Raw genomic sequence first — 20118 nt, 5'->3', positions numbered from 1 at the left:
CAATGACAGGTGACCTGACGTGTCGCAAGCATCCGATTCGACGACCCCGGCTCCCCAGGCCAGCATCCAGGACCAGCGTGTGCGCTGGTTCGGCATCGCCGTCATCCTGGTGATGTTCGGCGGTTTCGGCAGCTGGTCGGCGATGGCGATGCTCGACAGCGCCGCGGTCGCGCCCGGGGTGGTGACGGTGGAGTCCTACCGCCAGGCGGTACAGCACCTCGAGGGCGGTATCGTCAGCGAGTTGCTGGTGCGCGAGGGTGACCTGGTCGAGGCCGGTGATCTGCTGGTGCGACTCGACGACACCCAGTTCTCCTCCCAGCTCGAAGCGGTGCGCAGCGAACTCGGCGCCCTGCTCGCGCTCGAGGCGCGGTTGCAGGCCGAGCGCGATCGCAACGACGAGATCGCCTTCCCCGAGGAGCTGATCGAGCAGGCCGAACACGATCCCCGGCTACAGGGGTTCATGGAGACCCAGCATCAGGTCTTCGTTGCCCGTCGCGCCGACCTCGACGGGCGGGTCGGGGTGATGGAGCAGCGCATCGAGCAGCTGCGCGAACAGGTCAAGGGCTTTATCGAGCAGGAGGAGAAGTTCGAGAAGCGCATGGTGCTCTACGAGGACGAACTCGAGGGGCTGCGCGGGCTCTACGAGGACGGCATGGGCGACAAGGTGCGGATGCTCGCGCTCGAACGTGATCAGGCCGAGGTCGAGGGGGATCTCGCGGCGGTGCGCTCGCAGCGCGCCAGCGCCACGCTGCAGATCGACGAGACCCAGCTGCAGATCGATCAGGCGTGGCGTGAGTTCCTGCGTGATGTGGTCACCGAGCTGAGTTCGGCGCAGGAGCGGCTGTTCGACGCCCAGCAGCGCCACCGCGCGCTCGCTGACCGGGTGCGCCGCACCCAGGTGCGCGCGCCGGTCTCGGGCAAGGTGGTGGGGCTACAGGTGCACACCGTCGGCGCGGTGATCTCCCCCGGCGAGCGGGTGATGGACATCGTCCCCGACAACGACCTGCTGGTGATCGACGCCCAGGTCTCGCCACAGGACATCGACAAGGTGTTCCCGGGGCTGGAGGCGCAGGTGCGCTTTACCGCGTTCAACTTCCGCACCACCCCGACCCTCACCGGTCAGGTCGTCACCATCTCGGGTGACCGGCTGATCGACGAGCAGAACGGTCATCCCTACTTCCTTGCCCGTATCGAGATCCCCGAGGATCAGAGCCAGCGTCTCGGTGACCTCAAGCTGCTGCCGGGCATGCCCGCCGAGGCGATGATCGTCACCGGTGAGCGTACCTTCCTCGATTACTTGCTGCGCCCGCTCAAAGATGCCCTGGCGCGTTCGATGCGAGAGGAATGACCCGCCCGGCGGGGGCGAGCGCTGGCCGCGGTGCCGGTGCTCGACCCCGTCTCGAGCATCCCCGTGTCCGCGACAGGATAAGGCCCGCTCGGGCCGTTGTTCCTGCCTTTTGAGTATCGCCATCCCCTTGTGAAGGCCAGCATCACGGTGCGCTCGACTCGGGGCTGCTCGCAATCGCTGTATGGCCATGCCGACTGGTGTGGCAGTCGTTTTTTCATCCTCGCCGAGGGTGTGTGGTCAAGGTCTGGGGCCGATCGCTGGCGTCGAGGTATGACCTCGTTCGCCGGTGCTGACCACCGCCGGCATTGTGCCGCCTCGAAATCCGTGTGCTCGTTGCGTTGGACGATGCCATGACACCTGCCCGGATTCCCGCCAACAGATAAAAACGGTGGTGCCCTGACCGATAGGTTTCGATAAGATCAGAATCTCTTGCTTTAAGGGTGAAGACGATGTATCTGACATGTCCGCAGTGTCACTCCAACCATGTGACAAAAATGGATTCAATCGGCTGCACAACCTGCCAAGGGAACGATTTTTCAGGAAATCCTATCGGTCAGCGCTCTACCCGCTTCGATTCGAGCACTCAAAGAATGGATGCAGAAACGTCCGGAGCTATTTAGTAAGCGGTTTTGAAATCTCAGGAAGTTGACAAGTTAGGTGCTTTATTTGGGATGAAAATAAAATTTTATGCAGTAAAAGATGTGGGTTTTAATTTTAATTTTTTTGCGATTTTGCTGTACTTCTTGTTAAGTGCGGTGAAGATGAGGGGGTATTTGTTTGAGGGGAGGTTTTGGGCTGAGGAAGGACGCTTTTTTTACAGTGAAATTGTAAATAAAGATTGGGTTGGTGGCGTTTTTTACATCTTTAATGGTCACCTTGAAATAGTGACCAATGCTATTGTTTTTGTCTCGACTTTATTTGATTTGAAATATGCGCCTTTGGTTACAACCTATTTATCACTGCTTGTTCAGTTCATTCCTGTTTATTTGATAATTAAATATAGATCTGAGCTTTCGATTTCTCGGTTTGGGGTAATTATTGTAATTTTTGTTGCTGCAGGTTTGCCGCAAGCTGCAGAGGTTTGGGCGAATTCTATCAATTTGCACTTTCATTTTAGTTTGATTGTTGCTTTGATTGCAGCAATTGGTGTTGCCAATGGTCCGTCTAAGTGGGTTTCTAGAATTCTTTTGGGTGTGTCTGGGTTAAGTGGAATTCCGGCTAACTTTCTTTTTCCTGTATTTGCTGTTTTAGCTTTTAAAAATAAAGAAAAAGAAAGATGGGTGCAGTTTTTTATTTTGTTGTTTACGGCCGTCCTGCAGGTTTTTTTACTGGTTTTTAACGGTTATCAGAGTGAGGGTCGGGAATATTTTTCTGCGCCTCAGGTTTTTTTGTTAGCTCCGGTTGTACAACTGGTGGCTTTGCCTCTTTTTGGCTCTTATATCGGTGGTTATTTGGCTGATATTTTGCGAGAGCCATCATATTTGTCTGTTAGTTATTTTGTTTTTTTGTTTGTCCTTTCGCTGCCTTTGGTTTATTTGATTTTGAAATCGATTAGAGGTGCGCTTAGCTCGATTGGTGTTATTGTTTTTTCGGCTTTTATTTTGGTGTTTTTGAGTATTTTTACATCGCTTGGGGATAAGTCTATGTTAATATCCGGTACGTTTGGGTGGAGATATTTTTATGTGCCTAATATTTTGCTTTTGATTGCTTTCTTATCTTTGAGTAGAGCTTATGATAAGCTGGCTCTGGTTTTTGTTTTTTTTGTTTTTATTAACTCGGTCGGTAGTGTTGGGCATTTTATTGGTGGCCCTAGTTGGAGTGCTAACTTTTGTTCGTCTTGTGATGGAAATAAATCCATATATAATATATGGCCCCATGGCTTTACCATGGATTTGAGTTCTCAGTCAAAGGTTCCTGTAAACGTTTCGAGTCCAAGCGAGTTGTGAGGCTTTTTTAAATTCAAAATAAAGCGACCTTGGCGGTAAAGGTAACTATCAAGTTAAGCGAATAGTCAAATGGGTGAAAATTTTTTGGTCTTCTTTTTCCACAAATATCCTTTGTCTAAATGGTTCAAGAAAGAAATGTCGCTCTTGGTATCTCCGTATCCGAATTTTTCTACTGGAGAATACTCTTTTTGCCACTCTTTTAATCTCCTCAGTTTTTCTTCTCCATAGCAGTTTTTTCCTTGAATTTTTCCTGATGCAATGCCATTGATGTCAATGCTTAAAGAAGTGCAAATGACATCGGAAAAACCTTCTTGCTTCGCCCAGGCGTTCAGGTATGCATCTAAAGATGCACTAACCAGCACGCAGTCATGGCCCTGCTGCTGGTGCCATCGCAGGCGCTCCATACCCTCGGGACGCAGCATCTTGGGAATAACCTCTTCGCTGAAGTGTTGACCTCGTTCGAAGAGGTCAGCGATGTGGTATCCGGCCAAGTACTGCTTAAGCACGAGCTGCTTGGCGATGTCGTTACGTAGCAACTTGGAGAAGTAGGAGGCGATCACAGGACTGACCAAGGCTAGCTTGGTGTAATAGGCCGGCGTGCCCACAACGAATTTGAGAAACGGCATCAACGTATCCCCCGTCGTCAGCGTGCCGTCGAAGTCGAAGAATGCTGCGGGGCGGGTGCTGCTGGCGTGATTCTGGCTCATAGCGACATTCGCTTGAAGATGGTCTCGGGGATATACTTGATCACCAGCATGATTCCCCACCAGAACCACGGCAGGTAGACTTCACTCTTGCCGTTCTGCATAGCAGTAATAATCCCCTGGGCAATTTTCTCTGGCTTGGCCCACAGTGGTCCGCCCTTTTTGAGTTCGGCGGTCATGGGGGTATCCACGAATCCAGGTTTGATCGTCACTACGTTGACGTTGGCTTTGGCTAACCGGTTGCGCAGTCCCTGTAGGAATATGGAGACCATGCCCTTGGCAGCACCATAGACGTAATTGCTTTGCCTACCTCGGTCGCCGGCCACAGAGCTGATGACGGCGATCACGCCATACTGCTGTTGTTCGAGACGATTGGCAAGCAGGGTCAGGAGACTGATCACACTTAGGGCATTGGTCTCGATCTCTTGGCGGGTCAGGCTGAAATCCGCCTGGCAAGCCCGCTGGTCCGGCAGGGTGCCGTGAGCGATGAGTACGCCGTCGATACCGCCGAGCCGGTGTTCGGCGAGATCAATCAGGCGGTCATGTTGTTGGGTGTCGGTCAGGTCGGCGACGCTGCCGTCGATGCACTGGGTGTCGCCGGCTCGTATCTTGAGGTCATCGATCAGGGCTGTCAGTTTGTCAGGATTGCGGCCTATGCAGTAAAGCGAGGCGCCTTGAGCAACCAGCTGTCGAGCGGTCTGCTCGGCAATGGCTGAGGTTGCCCCGAAGAGGATGACACGCTTGATGGAGTTCATGAGGTTACACGCTGCCAGAATCGGGAAGAAAAACCGGGATCAATGAACTTTTTGAAGGTTTCCCATTGGGGGTAGCCGGACTGGAATAGGCTCGCCGGCATGCGAGCGTCTTTGCCTGGGTAGAGGGCGCCACCGGCCTCACGCACGATAGCATCTAACTCCTCGAAAAGGTGCCGGGTTTTATCACCTCGGTTAGGAAAATCGAGGGCTAGAGTGGTGCCTGGGCGTGGGAACGACAGCATGCCGAGCGAAGGCTTGCGCCCAAAGGTCTTAAGCACGGCGAGAAACGAGCCTTCCCCGAGTCTAGCGATAGTCTCGAGTAATGCTGCGGTGGCAGCTTCGGCTTCGCGGGGCGGAATCACACACTGGTATTGATAGAAGCCTCGCCGTCCGTAGATGCGGTTCCAGTGTTGAATGGCATCAAGCGGATAGAAGTACGGCACATAGTGGGTCAATGCGCCTTGTGGCTTCACCGGCTGTCGATAGTAGAGGGTATTGAAGGCGCGCAGACTGAAGCCGTTGACTAGAGAGAACGGAGGGGTAGCGGGGATCCGCTTGCTACGCTCCTTGAATTGTGGGAGTTCGGTCTGCGCCGCCGCATGCTGGCCGGCTAGTAGAATTCCCCGGCCTTGTGCCTTGCCTTGGGCTAGGCAGTCGATCCAGGCTACGGTGTAGGGCCAGTGTGCCTCGGCATAACGATTGAGCGACCAGAACTCATCTAAGTTGGTGAAGCGCTGCGACTCGACCCACATCCAGGGGTTCTGTATGGGCATCAGCTGTAGCTCAGCCCAGCGAATCAAGCCGGTTAAACCCAGTCCGCCGACAGTCGCTGCAAACCAACCATTGTTGTCCTCCGGGCGGCACTCAAGGATAGTACCATCGCTGCGCCACAGTTCCAGAGCACGGATATGATGCCCGAAGCTGCCCACGGCATGGTGATTCTTGCCGTGCACGTCGTTGGCAATGGCGCCACCCACGGTGGCCAGGCGTGTCCCCGGCGTACAGGGCAGGAACCAGCCCCGGGGCACGACCAAGGCGAGGATTTCGGCCAGGGTTACGCCTGCCTCACAGCGTAGTACGCCACGCAGGGGGTCGAACCCGATAAAGCGATCGAGCCCTCGGGTGAGCACTAGGGTGCCCTGCTCGGTCAGGCACACGTCACCGTAGCTGCGTCCATTGCCGTGGGCTAGTAACGGTCGCGGTAGATCATCAGGGATGCTGGCTGTGCGCTGGGTCAGTGTATGGGTCGCGTCGGCGGTCACGCGGGGAAGACGATTCCAGGAATGCGGAGTACTCATGCAGCTTCCTTTGCTGAGGTGTCTTCATGCCGACTGCTGAGCAAGGCTATCAGTCCAATGACCACGGCAAACCATAGCGTAGCCAAGCGGATAAATACCGTTGCTGCGATGGCGGAAGGCGCGTCCATGCCCTTGAGCATTAACAACGAGATCATCACCGCTTCTGCGCCGCCCAAGCCGCCCGGCAGAAAGCTCAACGCCCCAGCTAACATCGACAGTGCATAGACAAAGATGGCAAAAGACAGCGAAATGTCCGCTCCCAGCCAGCCTAGCATCCAGTAAAAGGCCATTGCCTCGGCTCCCCAGGCGATTATGCTGATGGCCGTAGCCATGACCAGCAGGCCTGGACGGTGGCAGTGTCGAGCGCATATCAGCATCTCACTCACGTGAGTCAATAACCCCATCAGCTTACCACGTCGGGTTGATGCACTGTGATGCAGTCTGTCGAGCAGCGTCTGACTCGACAGACAAACCAGCACAACTCCGATGCCTGCTACACCCGCGAGCACGAGCCCATGGGCCTCGGGGTATTGCGCGAGTCCCACGAGGGTAAGTAGTACAATGGCGGTGAGATCAGAGAGGCGTTCGCTGATGAATGCAGCGAAGGTTGTCGGGAATGGAACTCCGTGTTTTTTGAGCAAAAAGCCTCGAAAAGCCTCGCCCGCCTTCCCGGGCGTTGTGGTCAGAGCAAAACCGCTGAGATAGATCCGCAAACTCGGCGACCAAGGCACACGGCGGCCTAGCTGTAACAGATAAAGCTGCCACCGAGCAAAGCGTAGGCTGTAATTCGCCAGGGACATCGTCAACGTAATCAGAGTGCCTAGCAAACCGATTTGAACGAAGGCTGCTACGACCTCATGCCAGCCGCCCCACAGCGAAAACGCGAGATAGCTAGCAGTCGCTACGACGATCGAGAAGATCAACGCCCGCAGGCGCCAACCTTCAAGGTAGTGTGTCGTCGAAGTCATGTGAGCAGCCATAGGGTCACACCTACCCAAGCGGCTACCGTTACCAGCAGGTGACGGTCCTGCGCTAAGTCTTTCGCAGTATCGTTGCCCTTGGAGTGCCGGTGCAGCAGAAATAGATAGCGAAATATGCCGTAAACCACAAAGGGAAGCGTGAAGATGAGGTTTTCACTGCCGTGGATTGCCACCGTCTTTGGTGAGACGGTGTAAAGAGCATAGGCGATGATTGTGCAGGCTGCAGTTACCGCGATGAATTGTTCAAGCATTGCGGGGTTGTAATCGTCCAGCACGCGCCGCGTAAGGCCATTTTTAGCCTCTTCATTAACCTCTAGCATCAATAGCTCGGCACGGCGCTTGGCGAAGCCAAGGAAAAGTGTGATCATCAGTCCGCAAAGCAGCAACCAGGTGGATGGCTCGATCCCTAGGCCTACCGTTCCGGCCAGGATACGCAACATGAATCCGGCGGATATCAAGAATACGTCAAGTATGACAACCCGCTTCAGGTGTAAAGAGTAAAAAATGTTGATGACAAAATAGCTCGCCACAAACAAGCTCACCCAGCTGCTGACCAGCAAAGATAATAATAGTGATCCAGCTAAAAGGCTGGTCATTAACAATTTTGCAGTGTTAATAGAAATGGCTCCGCTAGGCAGCGGTCGGCGACATTTCACTGGGTGAGCTCGATCCGACTCAATGTCCATGATGTCGTTAAGCACATAGACTGCACTAGCCATGAAGCAGAAGGCTAGGAAAGCCACTAGCGCTTGGCTGAGGGTCGCGAGATCCCATTGGTGGGCGAACAGAGGTCCTAGGAGTACAAAACCGTTTTTAATATACTGGTGGGGCCGGGCCAGTTTTAAGACCGCAATCATATAGCAAGAGATTCCTGGGGTAGATGAAGTTTTGGCTAGATGTCACGTCCCGTGTGATCATATTCCCTGCCGAAGCTGTCCTTTGTTCCGAGCCCGCGAGGTGCTTGAGCTTTTGATTCACGAAGCCACCGCCCGCGCAACAGCCCACAGCCCGGGGGCTTGGTCGTCAATGGACATCCGTCTGCACAAGAATGCCCGCACCACCCCGGCGATTCGTCGTGAGCTGCAGGCCTCGACGTTGCCGACCAAGGTTCTGGCCGCACAGTGCACCTCTCGCCCCTAGCGGTGCGCAAGTGGCGTCGACGTCTGAGAAAGACGGCGCGGGTGTTGGGTTGCCCACCCATCAACGGCATCGCTTTGGCGCCGGGCAGTGCATCGGTGGGCAACCCAACCTACGGCGCTGCCCGTAGGTTGGGCTGCCGCATAGCGGCAACCCAACATCTGCCTCAAGGCCCCAGGGCTGACGTCGACGTCTGAGAAAGACGGTGCGGGTGTTGGGTTGCCCACCCATCAACGGCATCGCTCTGGCGCCGGGCAGCGCATCGGTGGGCAGCCCAACCGACGCCGCCGCCCGTAGGTTGGGCTGCCGCGTAGCGGCAACCCAACATCTGCCTCAAGGCCCCAGGGCTGACGTCGACGTCTGAGAAAGACGGTGCGGGTGTTGGGTTGCCCACCCATCAACGGCATCGCTCTGGCGCCGGGCAGCGCATCGGTGGGCAGCCCAACCGACGACGCTGCCCGTAGGTTGGGCTGCCGCATAGCGGCAACCCAACATCTGCCTCAAGGCCCCAGGGCTGGCGTCGACGTCTGAGAAAGACGGTGCGGGTGTTGGGTTGCCCACCCATCAACGGCATCGCTCTGGCGCCGGGCAGCGCATCGGTGGGCAACCCAACCGACGACGCTACCCGCGTAGGTTGGGCTGCCGCATAGCGGCAACCCAACATCTGCATCAAGGCCCCAGGATGGCATCTTCTCAATCGTCGAGGTCGTCGAGCCTGATCTCGATATAGGCCTCGTCGCGCAGTTGACGCAGCCATAGCTCGATCGCCTCCTCGGCCTTGCGCTGCTGCAGTGCCTCGCGGGCCTTGATGCGCATCGCGCCCTCGGCCGAGTCCTGGGTGCGACGCTCCAGGACCTGCACCAGGTGCCAGCCGAAGGGGCTCTGGAAGGGGGCGCTGAGCTGGTTCGGGCCGAGGCCGTTCATCACCTCCTCGAAGGCCGGTACGGTGTCGCCGGGATTGACCCAGCCGAGGTCGCCGCCGCGCAGCGCCGAGCCGGTGTCGTCGGAGTTGGCGCGGGCAAGCAGGGCGAAGTCGTCGCCGCCGAGGATGCGTTGGCGCAGTACCCCGAGGCGGCGCTTGGCATCGGCGTCGGAGACCAGTTCGTTGGTGCGGATGAGGATGTGGCGCACATGGGTCTGCTGCAGATTGCCCGGCTTGGCGCCCTCGATCGCGGTGAGCTTGATGATGTGATAGCCGCTGGAGCTACGGATCGGGTCGCTGATCTCGCCCTCGTTGAGGGTCAGCGCCAGGTCGGCGACCAGGGTCGGGGTGGCGCCGATCTCGAACCAGCCGAGGTCGCCGCCCTGGAGCGCGTTGCGCCCGTCGGAATCGCGTGCCGCGAGTGCCGCGAAGTCGGCGCCGCCGCGTAGCTTGACCACCAGTTGCTTGGCCTTGCGCTCGGCGCGTGCGACCTGTTCGGCGTCGGGCTGTTCGGGCAGGGCGATGAGGATGTGCTGGAGCCGGACCCGTTCACGGTCGATCAACAGGCTGGCCTCGCGTTCGAGGAAGCGATCGATCTCCTGATCGGTGATGCGGATCTTGCTCACCACCTCTTGGCGTTGCAGGCGGCTGGTGAGGATCTGGGCGCGGGTGTCCTCGCGGAAGTCGGCGAAGTCGATGCCGCCGGCCTCGAGCGTGGCCTGCAGCTCGGGCAGGGTAAGACCGTTGCGCGCGGCGATGTCGCTGAGTGCCTCGATCAGGGTGGCCTCGTCGACCTCGATACCGAGATCGCGGGCGCGCTGGCGTTGCAGCCGCTTGAGGATCAGGCGGTCGAGCACCTGTTTCTCGAGCTGCGGTCGCGGCGGGGCGGCGGTACCGGCGCGCTGCATCTGCGGCAGGATCAGCTCGATCTCGCGTTCGAGTTCGCTCTGGACGATGACGTCGTCGTTGACGACGGCGACGATGGCATCGAGTGCCTCGACGGTGGCGGTGACGGGCGTCGCGCCGAGCGCGAGCGCCAGGGCGAGCGCGAGGCCGCCGAGCAGGCCGGCCCAGGGGGCGGGCCGGTTAGTCCGTGTGGTACCCATAGATTCCTCGTTCCAGGAGCTTGTCGATCGGGTTGCCGAATGAACCGAGACCGGCAAGCTCCAGTTGCAACATGACGCTGGTGCTGCCATCGCGCTCGTAGCTGGTCTTCAGGTGTTGTCCGAGTAGGCGCAGGCGCCAGCAGCAGCGCCCGTACTCGATGCCGGCGAAGGCCTCGACGGTCTCGTCGTTGAGCATCGAGTAGAGCCAGCGCCCGACCAGCCGGGTGTGGTCGCCGAGCGGGAGCTGGAAGGAGAGGTCGGCGTCCTCGTAGCGTTCGGATCCGCTCTGGTTGCCGAGGTTGTAGCGATAGCTCAGGTTGACCAGGCGGTTGGGCTCGGGGGCGTAGCGCAGTTGCAGCACCCGCTTCTCCCACGCGTCCTCGGTCTCGTTGGGGTTCCACTGCACGCTCGCGCGCGCGCTCCAGTCGTGGCTGAGCCGGGCGGCGAATTCGCCGGCGACCGATGAGCTGATGTCGTCCTCGGCCTCGCCGCCGTCGAGCTGCACCCGGCGCGAGTCGAAGTAGTAGATCTGACCGACACTGGCGCGGAATAGCTCGCGCCCGCTGTCGTCGGCGATGGTGCGTGAGGTCAGGCCGAGGGTGAGTCGGTTCTCGTCGCCGATGCGGTCGTAGCCGGTGAAGCGGTTGGGACGGAACAGGCTGGCGAAGCTGAAGTCGAGCGCGGTGGTATCGAAGCGCGGGGTGTCGGACTGGTCCTCGTAGCCGGTGAGCACGTAGTAGAGACGCGGCTCCAGGGTCTGGAGCGCGGTGTTGCCGAACCAGTTGGTCTCGCGCTCGAAGACCAGCTTGCCGTCGAGGTCGAAGCTGGGGATGAGGTGCGAGGGGCGTTCGGGCAGGCCGTGCTGCTGGTCCTGCAGCTCGTAGCCGGTGTAGTAGACCCGGGCCTGGGGGATGAGGTGGCCGAAGCTGCGTCGCAGCGGGATGCGCGCCGAGGGGATGGCTATCAGGCGACTGCCGTGGACTGCGGTGTTGTGGTCGAAGTAGTCGTACTGGCCCTGGAAGCGGTACTCGAACAGGTTGCCCGCGCGCTGTGGGTCGAGGTTGAGGGCGATGTGCGGGAGTTGGCCGTAGGGGCGATCCTCGGGGGCAATGCTGGTGTCGACGGTCTGGAACTGCTGCAGTCGGACGAGGGTCTGCCAGCCGTCGCCGGCATAGCTGAAGTCGGCGCGCTGCGAGAGGTTGCGCAGGCTGGTGGCATCGAGCCGGTTGCCGAAGTCGGAGAGGTACTGGTCGTCGGAGACCGAGGCGTAGTCGATCGATGACGCCCAGCCGTTGTAGTAGCCGTGCTGGCGCAGGCGCAGCGCGCCGCGGACCCCCTCCTCGGGGTTCTTGCGGTCCTCGGGGAGCAGCTCGGCGTTGACCTCGAACTGTTGGCGCGCGGAGAGATAGCGGAACTCGCCGCCGAGCATCAGTCCGCGGGTACTCATGTAGCGCGGCATCAGGGTCGCGTCCATGTTGGGCGCGATGTTCCAGTAGTAGGGGAGGGTGATGTCGGTGCCGGTCTCGCTCGATGAGCCGAACAAGGGGATCAGCAGTCCGCTGCGCCGCCGATCGTCGATCGGGAAGCGCAGATAGGGGGTGTAGAGCACCGGTACGTCGGCCACCCGCAGCCGGGCGTTGCGCGCCACCCCGATGCCGCTGTCGCGGTCGAGTTCGAGGCTGGAGGCGCGGATCGACCAGTCGCGATTGCCGGGGGCGCAGGTGGTGTAGACGATGTCCTCGTAGCGGCTGCGCGCGGGGTCGAGTAGCGTGGCGTGGGTAGCGCTACCACGCAGGTTGGCACTGCCGGAGAGCCGATAGCGGGCGCGCTCGATCTCGCCGGCCTGGGTGTCGAGGTTGTAGTCGGCACGATCACCCTGGATGCGTAGCCCGCGATAGTCGATGAAGACGCTGCCGCTGGCATTGGTCTGGCCGCTGGCGCGATCGTAGGTGGCGCGGTCGGCCTCGAGGCGCTGGCCCGGACGGCTGATCTCGACGGTGCCGCGCAGCTCGATGCGCTCGCCGCTGCGATCGTAGTCGACCCGATCGGCGACGATGTCGACGGGGATGTCCGCGTTCTCGGCGCCGAGGTTGCTGGCACCGGCGCCGCTGCGCGGGCCACAGTGATCCCACGCCAGCCCCTGGTGCAGATAGTCCTCGCTGGCGCGCACGCTACCGGCCTCGGGCGCTGGTTCCTCGGGCTCGACCGGGAGGCTGTCATCGGGGGCGAGCGGGGTGAGCGCGACCAGGTCGGGGAGGCGGATGGCCGAGAGCATGGCGCGCAGCGTGGCGAAGGCGCCGCCGTCGCTGGATTCGGGCTCCGGGCAGTCCTGGGTGCAGTTCGCCGAGCCCGGCGCGGAGACGGCGAGCAGGGTCGCCAGCAGTGAGGCGCGCACGCCCTGTTTGAAGTCGACCATGGTCGCCATGCGTCTGACGGGCTGGTTGATGAGCGGGTGGACGGATCGGGTTGGAGGCTGCAACCATGTCATATCTGGGCCATACCATCAATCGCGATCGTGCCCGCGCGCCCGGCGTCGCGGGCGCTGTCGGTGTTGCGTCGGCCGGTGATGGGCTCGATCATGATGTCCCCGTTTCCATCGACACGCATCGGAGTCTCCTCTTGGTCGATCGTGATGCTGCGCTCCTGCGCTGGCTCGAACAGGTGCTTGAGGGCGCCTCCTTTCGTCTGACCCCGGCCTCGGCCGACGCCAGTTTCAGGCGCTATCTGCGGGTCCATCTCGCCGATCGCACCCTGATCGCCATGGATGCCCCGCCCGAGCACGAGGACTGTGGCCGCTTCGTGCGCCTGGCGCGGCGTCTGCGTGAGGCCGGGCTGCATGCGCCGGGGGTGCACGCCGCCGCGATCGAGCAGGGCTTCCTGTTGCTCGATGACCTCGGTACCCAGCCCTATCTGCAGGTGCTCGACGCCGCCAATGTCGCCTCGCTCTACGATGACGCCATGAGCGCGCTGCTGACGTTGCAGACGGCGGTGGCGACCGACGATCTGCCGCGTTACGACGCCGCCTTCCTCGGGCGCGAGCTGGGGCTGTTTCGCGACTGGTTCCTCGGGCGTCATCTCGGGCGTGAGCCCGATGCGGCGACCACGGCGCTGCTCGATGCCCTCGATCGGGTGCTGATCGACAGCGCGCTCGAACAGCCCCAGGTCTGCGTGCATCGCGACTATCACTCGCGCAACCTGATGTGGGTGGTCGCCGACAACCCCGGCATCCTCGATTTCCAGGACGCGGTGCTGGGGCCGCTGACCTATGACCTGGTGTCGCTGCTGCGCGATGCCTACATCAGCTGGCCGGAGGCGCGTGTCGAGGGCTGGGCGCTCGACTTCCGTCGGCGCGCGCTGGCGTGCGGCATCCTCCCGGCGCAGAGTCGCGGTGGGCGCGATCCGGCGCAGTTCCTGCGCTGGTTCGATCTGATGGGGGTGCAGCGTCACCTCAAGGTGTGCGGGATCTTCGCCCGGCTCGCGCTGCGCGATGGCAAGCGGCAGTATCTCGACGACCTGCCTCGGGTGCTCGACGCGCTGCGCACGGTGGCCGCGCGTTACCCCGAGCTGGCGGGGCTGGCGCGGTTGCTCGACGGGCTCTGAGCCGCGCCGGGCACGGGCCCGGCGCGCTGGCCGCTCAGTCGTCCGCGCGCTCGCGGGCGATGGCGCGGTGGCCGATGTCACGACGGCAGAAGCAGTCGTCCCAGCAGATCTGGTCGACCCCGGCATAGGCGGCGGCCTGGGCTGTCGAGACGTCCTTGCCGATGGCGGTGACGCAGAGCACACGCCCACCGTTGGTGAGCACCTGCTCGCCCTCGCGTTTGGTCCCGGCGTGGAAGACCTTGGCGCCGGTGGCTGCGGCGGCCTCCAGCCCGAGGATCTCCTTGCCCTTCTCGTAGCCGTCCGGGTAGCCGCCGGCGGCCATTACCACGCCGAGCGCGGGGTTGGGGTTCCAGGCGGCCTCGATCTGATCGAGTCGGCCCTCGATCGCGGCCTGGCACAGCGCGATCAGGTCGGAGTCGAGACGCATCAGCAGCGGCTGGGTCTCGGGGTCGCCGAGACGGCAGTTGAACTCCAGCACCTTGGGGGTGCCGGTCTCGTCGATCATCAGCCCGGCGTAGAGGAAGCCGGTGTAGGGCGTGCCCTCGGCGGCGAGCCCGGCGACGGTCGGCTCCATCACCTCGCGCATGACGCGGGCGTGGATCTCGGGGGTGACGATCGGCGCCGGCGAGTAGGCGCCCATGCCGCCGGTGTTGGGGCCGCGGTCGCCGTCGTCGCGTGCCTTGTGGTCCTGCGAGGTGGCGAAGGGGAGGATGTGTTCGCCGTCGACCATGGCGATGAAGCTCGCCTCCTCGCCGCGCAAGAACTCCTCGATCACCACCCGCGCCCCGGCGCGACCGAAGCGCCCGGCGTCGAGCATGTCGCGCACCGCGGCCTCGGCGGTGGCCAGGTCCTCGGCGAGGATCACGCCCTTGCCGGCGGCCAGGCCGTCGGCCTTGACCACGATCGGTGCGCCGATCTCGCGCAGATAGGCGAGCGCCGGCTCGATCTCGGTGAACACGCCGTAGGCGGCGGTGGGGATCTGGTGACGGGCGAGGAAGTCCTTGGTGAAGGCCTTGGAGCCCTCCAGTTGGGCGGCGTCGCGGCGCGGGCCGAAGCAGGCCAGCCCGGCCTCGGCGAAGGCGTCGACCACACCGGCGACCAGCGGGGCCTCGGGGCCGACGATGGTCAGGCCGATCTGCTGCTCGCGGGCGAAGGCGACCAGTGCAGCGATGTCCTCGGCATCGATCGGCACGTTCTCGAGCTTGGGCTCGAGCGCGGTGCCGCCGTTGCCGGGGGCGACATAGACGCGCTCGGCGAGCGGGGACTGGGCGGCCTTCCAGGCCAGCGCGTGTTCGCGCCCGCCGCCGCCGATGATGAGGATGTTCATGGGGTTGCTCCATGACGCGGCCGCCGGCCGCGTGATTGGCTGTGGGGTTGGGTTCGGTACGCGGTTTAGCCGATCGAGATCAGCCCGCGCCGGCTCGACTGGATGAAGCGCACGATGTGTTCGGTCTCGGCGCCGGGGTAGTCCTGCTCGGCCCGCACCAGCGCCTCGGCCAGACGCAGCCCGGAGCGGAACACCAGGCGGTAGACCGCCTTGATGCGACTGCGCTGGGACTGGTCGAAGCCGCCACGACGCAGCCCGACCACGTTGAGCCCGATGAAGTGGGCGCGGTGGCCGTCGGCGAGCGCGAACGGCGGTACGTCCTGCGACACCCCGGTGACCCCGGCGATCATCGCGTAGGCACCGATGCGGGCGAACTGGTGGACCGCCACCTGGCCGGAGATGAAGCAGTGATCCTCGACCTCGACATGACCGGCGAGGGTGGCACCGTTGGCGAGGATGTTGTGGTCGCCGACCTGGGCGTCGTGCCCGGCGTGGGAGAAGGCCATCCAGAAGTTGTGATCGCCGATGCGGGTGCCGTGCTCGGACTTGACCCCGCAGCTGATGTTGACCCCTTCCTTGAAGTGGTTGTGGTCACCGATCACCAGCGGCTTGGCCCGCTCCGGGGTGAAGCTCAGGTCCTGCGGCTCGGCGCCGAGGGTGACGCCGTGACAGACCCGGTTGTGCGCGCCCATGCGGGTGTTGCCGTAGATGCGTGCGCAGCTCTCGATGCGGCACTCGGGACCGATCACGGCGCCGGACTCGACGATCGAGTAAGGGCCGATGGTGACGCTGGGGTCGATCTCGGCCCCGTCCTCGATGATGGCGGTGGGGTGGATGCGCATGGTTCGAATCCGCTGCTCCGATGCAGATGGAACCGCAAAGGCGCAAAGGACGCCAAGGCTCTTCTCCGGGAGCGGCCTGTTGCCGCCCCCGGTGTCGGGATGCGCCCAGGGCCTCCCTCAAGATCGCTTTGCGTGCTTCGCGTCTTTGCGGTTCAGATTGATGCGCCGGCCTAGTGGCGGAAGTGGCGCATCCCGGTGAACACCATGGCCATGCCGTGCTCGTTGGCGGCGGCGATGGTCTCCTCGTCGCGCACCGAGCCGCCGGGCTGGATGACGGCGGTGATGCCGGCCTCGGCGGCCTGGTCGATGCCGTCGCGGAAGGGGAAGAAGGCATCGGAGGCCATCACCGAGCCGGCGACCTGGAGACCGGCGTGCTCGGCCTTGATCGCGGCGATGCGCGCGGAGTTGACGCGGCTCATCTGACCGGCGCCGACGCCGATGGTCATGCCGTCGCGACCGTAGACGATGGCGTTGGACTTGACGAACTTGGCCACCCGCCAGGCGAACAGCAGGTCGGTGAGTTGCTGTTCGCTGGGCTCGCGGGTGGTGACGGTGCGCAGCTCGTTGCGCAGCGCGAGGTCGGCGTCCTGCACCAGCAGCCCTCCGTTGACGCGCTTGTAGTCGAGCCGGGCGCCGGGCTGTGCCGGCCACTCACCACAGGCGAGCAGACGCACGTTCTTCTTGGCGGCGACGGCCACCGCGGCCTCGGCGTCGACGCTGGGGGCGATGATGACCTCGACGAACTGGCGCTCGACGATCAGTTTCGCGGTCTCGACGTCGAGCGCGCGGTTGAAGGCGATGATGCCGCCGAAGGCCGACTCGGGGTCGGTCGAGAAGGCGCGCTCGTAGGCCTCGCGGATGGTTGCGCCGATGGCCACGCCACAGGGGTTGGCGTGCTTGACGATGACGCAGGCCGGGGCCTCGTCGAACTGCTTGACGCACTCGAGCGCGGCGTCGGTGTCGGCGATGTTGTTGTAGGAAAGCGCCTTGCCCTGGAGCTGGTGGGCGGTGCTGATGCCGGCCTCGGGCTGCTGGTGCTCGACGTAGAAGGCGGCGTTCTGGTGCGGATTCTCGCCGTAGCGCATCGACTGGTGACGCACCAGTTGCAGCGACAGGGTGCGGGGCAGGGCCGCCGGGGCTGCCTCGCCTTCGCTCTGGGCCTCGGCACGGGCACCGAGATAGTTGGCGATGGCGCCGTCGTAGCGGGCGGTGTGCTCGAAGGCCTTGGCGGCGAGATCGAAGCGGGTGGTGTCGCTCACCCCACCGTGCTCGGTCAGCTCGCGGGTGATGCGGCTGTAGTCGCCGGCATCGACCACCACGGTGACGTTGGCGTGATTCTTGGCCGCCGCGCGCAGCAGGGTCGGGCCGCCGATATCGATGTTCTCGATCGCGGTCGGCAGGTCGCAGTCGGGACGGGCCACGGTCTGCTCGAAGGGATAGAGGTTGACCACCACCAGATCGATCGGCTTGATCCCGTTCTCGCGCATCACCCGGTCGTCGGTGCCGCGACGTCCGAGGATGCCGCCGTGGATGGTCGGGTGCAGGGTCTTGACACGCCCGGCCATCATCTCGGGGAAGCCGGTGTAGTCGGAGACCTCGGTGACGGCGATGTTCTGCTCGGTGAGCAGTCGTGCGGTGCCGCCGGTGGAGAGGATTTCGACGCCCCTGGCCGCCAGCTCCCGGGCGAAGTCGACCAGGCCGGTCTTGTCGGAAACGCTGATCAAGGCGCGATTGATGGGTTGCATCTGGTGTAGGTCCGGATCGGTTGGTTGGTACTGGATGGATGCTGATCGATTCCGCGGGTGGAATCAATCGACCGGCGCCGCGTACGGCGCCAGTGGGGTGCGCGCGATCAACGCTCGCGCTCGACCCCGTAGTCGTTCAGCCGTTTGCGCAGGGTGGTGCGGGTCATGCCGAGCATGCGCGATGCCTGGCTGAGGTTGCCGCCGGTGTGCTGGAGCACGGTCTCGAACAGAGGGCGTTCGACCTCCTCCATCACCAGGGCATAGAGGTCGTGCACGTCGTGATCGCCCATGTTGTCGAGATAGGCGCGCAGCGCGAGACGTACACACTTGCTCAGTGGATCGGTATGGCTGGCGTCCGTCACCCGAAGCCCCGTCGAGGTCGGTTCCGATGCGTTGCCTGCAGCCTCTGTCTTCATGCTGCCTGTGTCTCCGTGTCGGGGCATTGATCGAAGAACGCGAGGACCTGCGCGAGCTGTTGCGCTGGTGTCTCGGTCCGATTGATCTGGTCTCTAAAGCGAGCCGCACCGGGGAGGTGGCGGCTGTACCATGCGATGTGCTTGCGCGCGATGCGCACCCCGCCGTGGTCGCCATAGAACTGGTAGAGCTGCTCGAGGTGCTCGCGCAGGAGATCCCTGATCCAGGCACGAGGGGGCGGGGTCGGGGCGGGCGTGTCGCCCGTGGCCAGTGCGGTGGCGATGTCGCGGAAGATCCAGGGGCGCCCCTGGGCCGCGCGCCCGATCATGATAGCATCGGCGCCGGTGTAGTCCAGAACCGCCCGTGCGCTGTGCGCGTCCCGGATGTCGCCATTGGCGATCAGCGTGATCGGCACCTGCTCGCGGATGGCGCGGATGGTGTCGTACTCGGCCGGGGCGCCATAGCCGCAGGCGCGGGTGCGCCCGTGCACGGTGAGTGCGGCGATGCCGCTGTCGTGCGCGATGCGGGCGATGCGCGGTGCGTTACGCGCCTCCGGCGCCCAGCCGGTGCGGATCTTGAGCGTGACCGGTACCTCGACCGCCGCCACCACCGCCTCGAGAATGGCCGCCACCAGCGACTCGTCGCGCAGCAGCGCCGAGCCGGCGGCGACCTTGCAGACCTTCTTCGCCGGACAACCCATGTTGATGTCGATGATGTCGGCGCCGTGGGCGACGTTGATCCGTGCCGCCTCGGCCATGGCCGCGGGGTCGGCGCCGAGGATCTGCGCCGAGACCGGGCCGTGCTCGTCGCCGAAGTCGAGCCGGCACACCGACTTGCGCGTGCCCCACAGCGCGGTGTTGGCCGAGATCATCTCCGAGACCGCCAGCCCCGCGCCGAGGCGGCGACAGAGGGTGCGGAAGGGGCGGTCGGTGATGCCGGCCATGGGCGCCAGCACCAGGTTGTTCTCCAGGCGGTGGGGGCCGATCTGGAAGGGGCGGATGGTCATGGCGCGGTCGCTCGGCGGCCGCTGATCCGCACCCAGTCCTCGCGCTGACAGGTGGGATCGAGTGCGATCGCCCCGGCGTAGGCGGCGCGTACCGTCTCGGCCTGCTCGGCGAGGACGCCGGAGAGCACCAATTCGCCACCGTCGCGAACCGCTGCGATCAGCCGCGGGGCCAGCTCGACCAGCGGGCCGGCGAGGATGTTGGCGAGCACCGTATCGACCTGGCCCTCGGGCTGCTCGTCGGGCAGATAGCACTCGATGCGCTCGGCCACGCCGTTGGCCGCGGCGTTGTCGCGGGTGGCCTCGAGTGCCTGGGTGTCGTGGTCGACGGCGATGGCGCGCGCCGCGCCGAGTTTGAGTGCGGCGATGGCGAGGATGCCCGAGCCACAGCCGTAGTCGAGCACCGTCTTGCCGGCGAGGTCGGCGCCGTCGAGCCACTCCAGACAGAGCGCGGTGGTGGCGTGGTGTCCGGTGCCGAAGGCCAGTCCGGGATCGAGGGCGATGATGACTGCGTCATCGGTCTCGGGCGATTGGCCGTGGGGACAGACCCACAGCCGCTGGCCGAAGCGGGTGGGTTTGAAGGTGTCGAGCCAGACCCGTTCCCAGACCTGATCCTCGAGCCGCTCGACGCTCGGCGCATGCGCCAGGCGGGTGCCGAGGTCGCGGCAGAGTGCGGCGACCAGTGCGCTGCTGGCGGCATCGTCCTCGAACAGAGCGGTGGTGGTCACCTCCGACCACAGCGGGGTCTCGCCGGGACCGGGCTCGAGTTGGGGGTCGTCGCCGGCGTCGCCGAAGGTCACCGACAGGGCGCCGGCCTCCTCCAGCTCGATGGCGAGCCGTTCGGCCTGTTCGCGGGGGGCGTCGAATCTGAGCTGCAGCCAGGGCATGGGGCGCGCGTCCTCTGAAACAAACCTGAAATCATAGCATCCGCACGCGCCGGCGGGGTCGATTGCCTCGTCGCGTGCTGGGCCTCAGCCCGTCGTCCTGTACC

17 protein-coding genes and 1 pseudogene are annotated in these 20118 nt (G+C 63.1%); 4 read left to right on the top strand and 14 right to left on the bottom strand.

From position 1 onward, the window contains the following. The first annotated feature begins 19 nt into the window (after nucleotides 1-19). Both HF203_RS06600 and HF203_RS06595 read left to right on the top strand, forming a co-directional pair. The gene (locus HF203_RS06600) at nucleotides 20-1348 is read left to right on the top strand and encodes an HlyD family type I secretion periplasmic adaptor subunit (RefSeq protein ID WP_168667861.1); all 1329 of its coding nucleotides are present in this window, start codon (nucleotides 20-22) and stop codon (nucleotides 1346-1348) included. Between the two features lie 629 nt (nucleotides 1349-1977). Further along, nucleotides 1978-3294, top strand: a complete 1317-nt coding sequence (locus HF203_RS06595) for a hypothetical protein (protein WP_168667859.1) — start codon at nucleotides 1978-1980, stop codon at nucleotides 3292-3294. Between the two features lie 65 nt (nucleotides 3295-3359). On the opposite strand, the gene HF203_RS06590 is transcribed toward HF203_RS06595, so the two are convergent. The 5 genes from HF203_RS06590 to HF203_RS06570 are packed head-to-tail and all read right to left on the bottom strand — an operon-like array spanning nucleotide 3360 to nucleotide 7888. Beyond that, nucleotides 3360-4001 carry an HAD-IB family hydrolase gene (locus tag HF203_RS06590; RefSeq protein ID WP_168667857.1) on the bottom strand — a complete coding sequence of 214 codons (642 nt, stop codon included), beginning with the start codon at nucleotides 3999-4001 and terminating at the stop codon, nucleotides 3360-3362. Then, nucleotides 3998-4753: an SDR family oxidoreductase gene (locus tag HF203_RS06585; protein ID WP_168667855.1), complete on the bottom strand. Its 756-nt coding sequence runs from the start codon at nucleotides 4751-4753 to the stop codon at nucleotides 3998-4000. The genes HF203_RS06590 and HF203_RS06585 overlap by 4 nt, the downstream gene beginning before the upstream one ends. Beyond that, entirely contained in the window at nucleotides 4750-6051 is a 1302-nt protein-coding gene (locus tag HF203_RS06580) for an FAD-binding oxidoreductase (RefSeq protein WP_168667853.1), read from the bottom strand. The genes HF203_RS06585 and HF203_RS06580 overlap by 4 nt, the downstream gene beginning before the upstream one ends. Next, entirely contained in the window at nucleotides 6048-7031 is a 984-nt protein-coding gene (locus HF203_RS06575; RefSeq protein WP_246221672.1) for a lysylphosphatidylglycerol synthase transmembrane domain-containing protein, read from the bottom strand. The genes HF203_RS06580 and HF203_RS06575 overlap by 4 nt, the downstream gene beginning before the upstream one ends. Then, complete coding sequence (locus HF203_RS06570) at nucleotides 7016-7888, bottom strand: decaprenyl-phosphate phosphoribosyltransferase (protein WP_168667851.1); 873 nt, start codon at nucleotides 7886-7888, stop codon at nucleotides 7016-7018. Before HF203_RS06570 ends, HF203_RS06575 begins: the two co-directional genes overlap by 16 nt. A gap of 169 nt (nucleotides 7889-8057) precedes the next feature. Between HF203_RS06570 and HF203_RS06565 the strand changes: the two are divergent. Then, a pseudogene (locus tag HF203_RS06565) lies at nucleotides 8058-8194 on the top strand (IS481 family transposase); the annotation flags it as partial. Nucleotides 8195-8861: 667 nt separating this feature from the next. Here HF203_RS06565 and HF203_RS06560 read toward each other — a convergent pair. The 3 genes from HF203_RS06560 to HF203_RS16255 are packed head-to-tail and all read right to left on the bottom strand — an operon-like array spanning nucleotide 8862 to nucleotide 12803. Beyond that, nucleotides 8862-10196: a peptidylprolyl isomerase gene (locus tag HF203_RS06560; protein WP_168667849.1), complete on the bottom strand. Its 1335-nt coding sequence runs from the start codon at nucleotides 10194-10196 to the stop codon at nucleotides 8862-8864. After that, on the bottom strand, nucleotides 10177-12621 hold the full coding sequence (locus HF203_RS06555; protein WP_168667847.1) for an LPS-assembly protein LptD: 2445 nt from the start codon (nucleotides 12619-12621) through the stop codon (nucleotides 10177-10179). Before HF203_RS06555 ends, HF203_RS06560 begins: the two co-directional genes overlap by 20 nt. 59 nt (nucleotides 12622-12680) lie before the next feature. After that, complete coding sequence (locus HF203_RS16255; protein ID WP_281349797.1) at nucleotides 12681-12803, bottom strand: hypothetical protein; 123 nt, start codon at nucleotides 12801-12803, stop codon at nucleotides 12681-12683. A 12-nt stretch (nucleotides 12804-12815) separates the two neighbouring features. Between HF203_RS16255 and HF203_RS06550 the strand changes: the two genes are divergently transcribed. Continuing rightward, a complete protein-coding gene (locus tag HF203_RS06550; protein ID WP_168667845.1) occupies nucleotides 12816-13796 on the top strand; it encodes an aminoglycoside phosphotransferase family protein in 981 nt (326 codons plus the stop codon). 34 nt (nucleotides 13797-13830) lie between these two features. On the opposite strand, the gene purD is transcribed toward HF203_RS06550, so the two are convergent. From purD to prmA, 6 genes are all read right to left on the bottom strand, one after another. Further along, nucleotides 13831-15123 (bottom strand): phosphoribosylamine--glycine ligase, encoded by a 1293-nt coding sequence (gene purD, locus HF203_RS06545; protein WP_168667843.1) that lies wholly within the window; start codon nucleotides 15121-15123, stop codon nucleotides 13831-13833. 65 nt (nucleotides 15124-15188) lie between these two features. Further along, nucleotides 15189-15965, bottom strand: a complete 777-nt coding sequence (lpxA, locus tag HF203_RS06540; protein ID WP_168667841.1) for an acyl-ACP--UDP-N-acetylglucosamine O-acyltransferase — start codon at nucleotides 15963-15965, stop codon at nucleotides 15189-15191. 170 nt (nucleotides 15966-16135) lie between these two features. Continuing rightward, nucleotides 16136-17710, bottom strand: coding sequence for a bifunctional phosphoribosylaminoimidazolecarboxamide formyltransferase/IMP cyclohydrolase (gene purH / locus HF203_RS06535; protein WP_168667839.1), 1575 nt, complete (start codon nucleotides 17708-17710; stop codon nucleotides 16136-16138). 107 nt (nucleotides 17711-17817) lie between these two features. Continuing rightward, nucleotides 17818-18126, bottom strand: coding sequence for a helix-turn-helix domain-containing protein (locus HF203_RS06530; protein WP_168667837.1), 309 nt, complete (start codon nucleotides 18124-18126; stop codon nucleotides 17818-17820). Further along, the gene (dusB, locus tag HF203_RS06525) at nucleotides 18123-19130 is read right to left on the bottom strand and encodes a tRNA dihydrouridine synthase DusB (RefSeq protein ID WP_168667835.1); all 1008 of its coding nucleotides are present in this window, start codon (nucleotides 19128-19130) and stop codon (nucleotides 18123-18125) included. Before dusB ends, HF203_RS06530 begins: the two co-directional genes overlap by 4 nt. Beyond that, nucleotides 19127-20014 carry a 50S ribosomal protein L11 methyltransferase gene (prmA, locus tag HF203_RS06520; protein WP_168667833.1) on the bottom strand — a complete coding sequence of 296 codons (888 nt, stop codon included), beginning with the start codon at nucleotides 20012-20014 and terminating at the stop codon, nucleotides 19127-19129. Before prmA ends, dusB begins: the two co-directional genes overlap by 4 nt. Nucleotides 20015-20118 lie beyond the last annotated feature (104 nt).

Origin of the sequence: Marichromatium bheemlicum (genome assembly GCF_012276755.1) — a bacterium.
GTDB lineage: Bacteria > Pseudomonadota > Gammaproteobacteria > Chromatiales > Chromatiaceae > Marichromatium > Marichromatium bheemlicum.
This window is presented reverse-complemented; position numbering and strand designations above follow the sequence as displayed.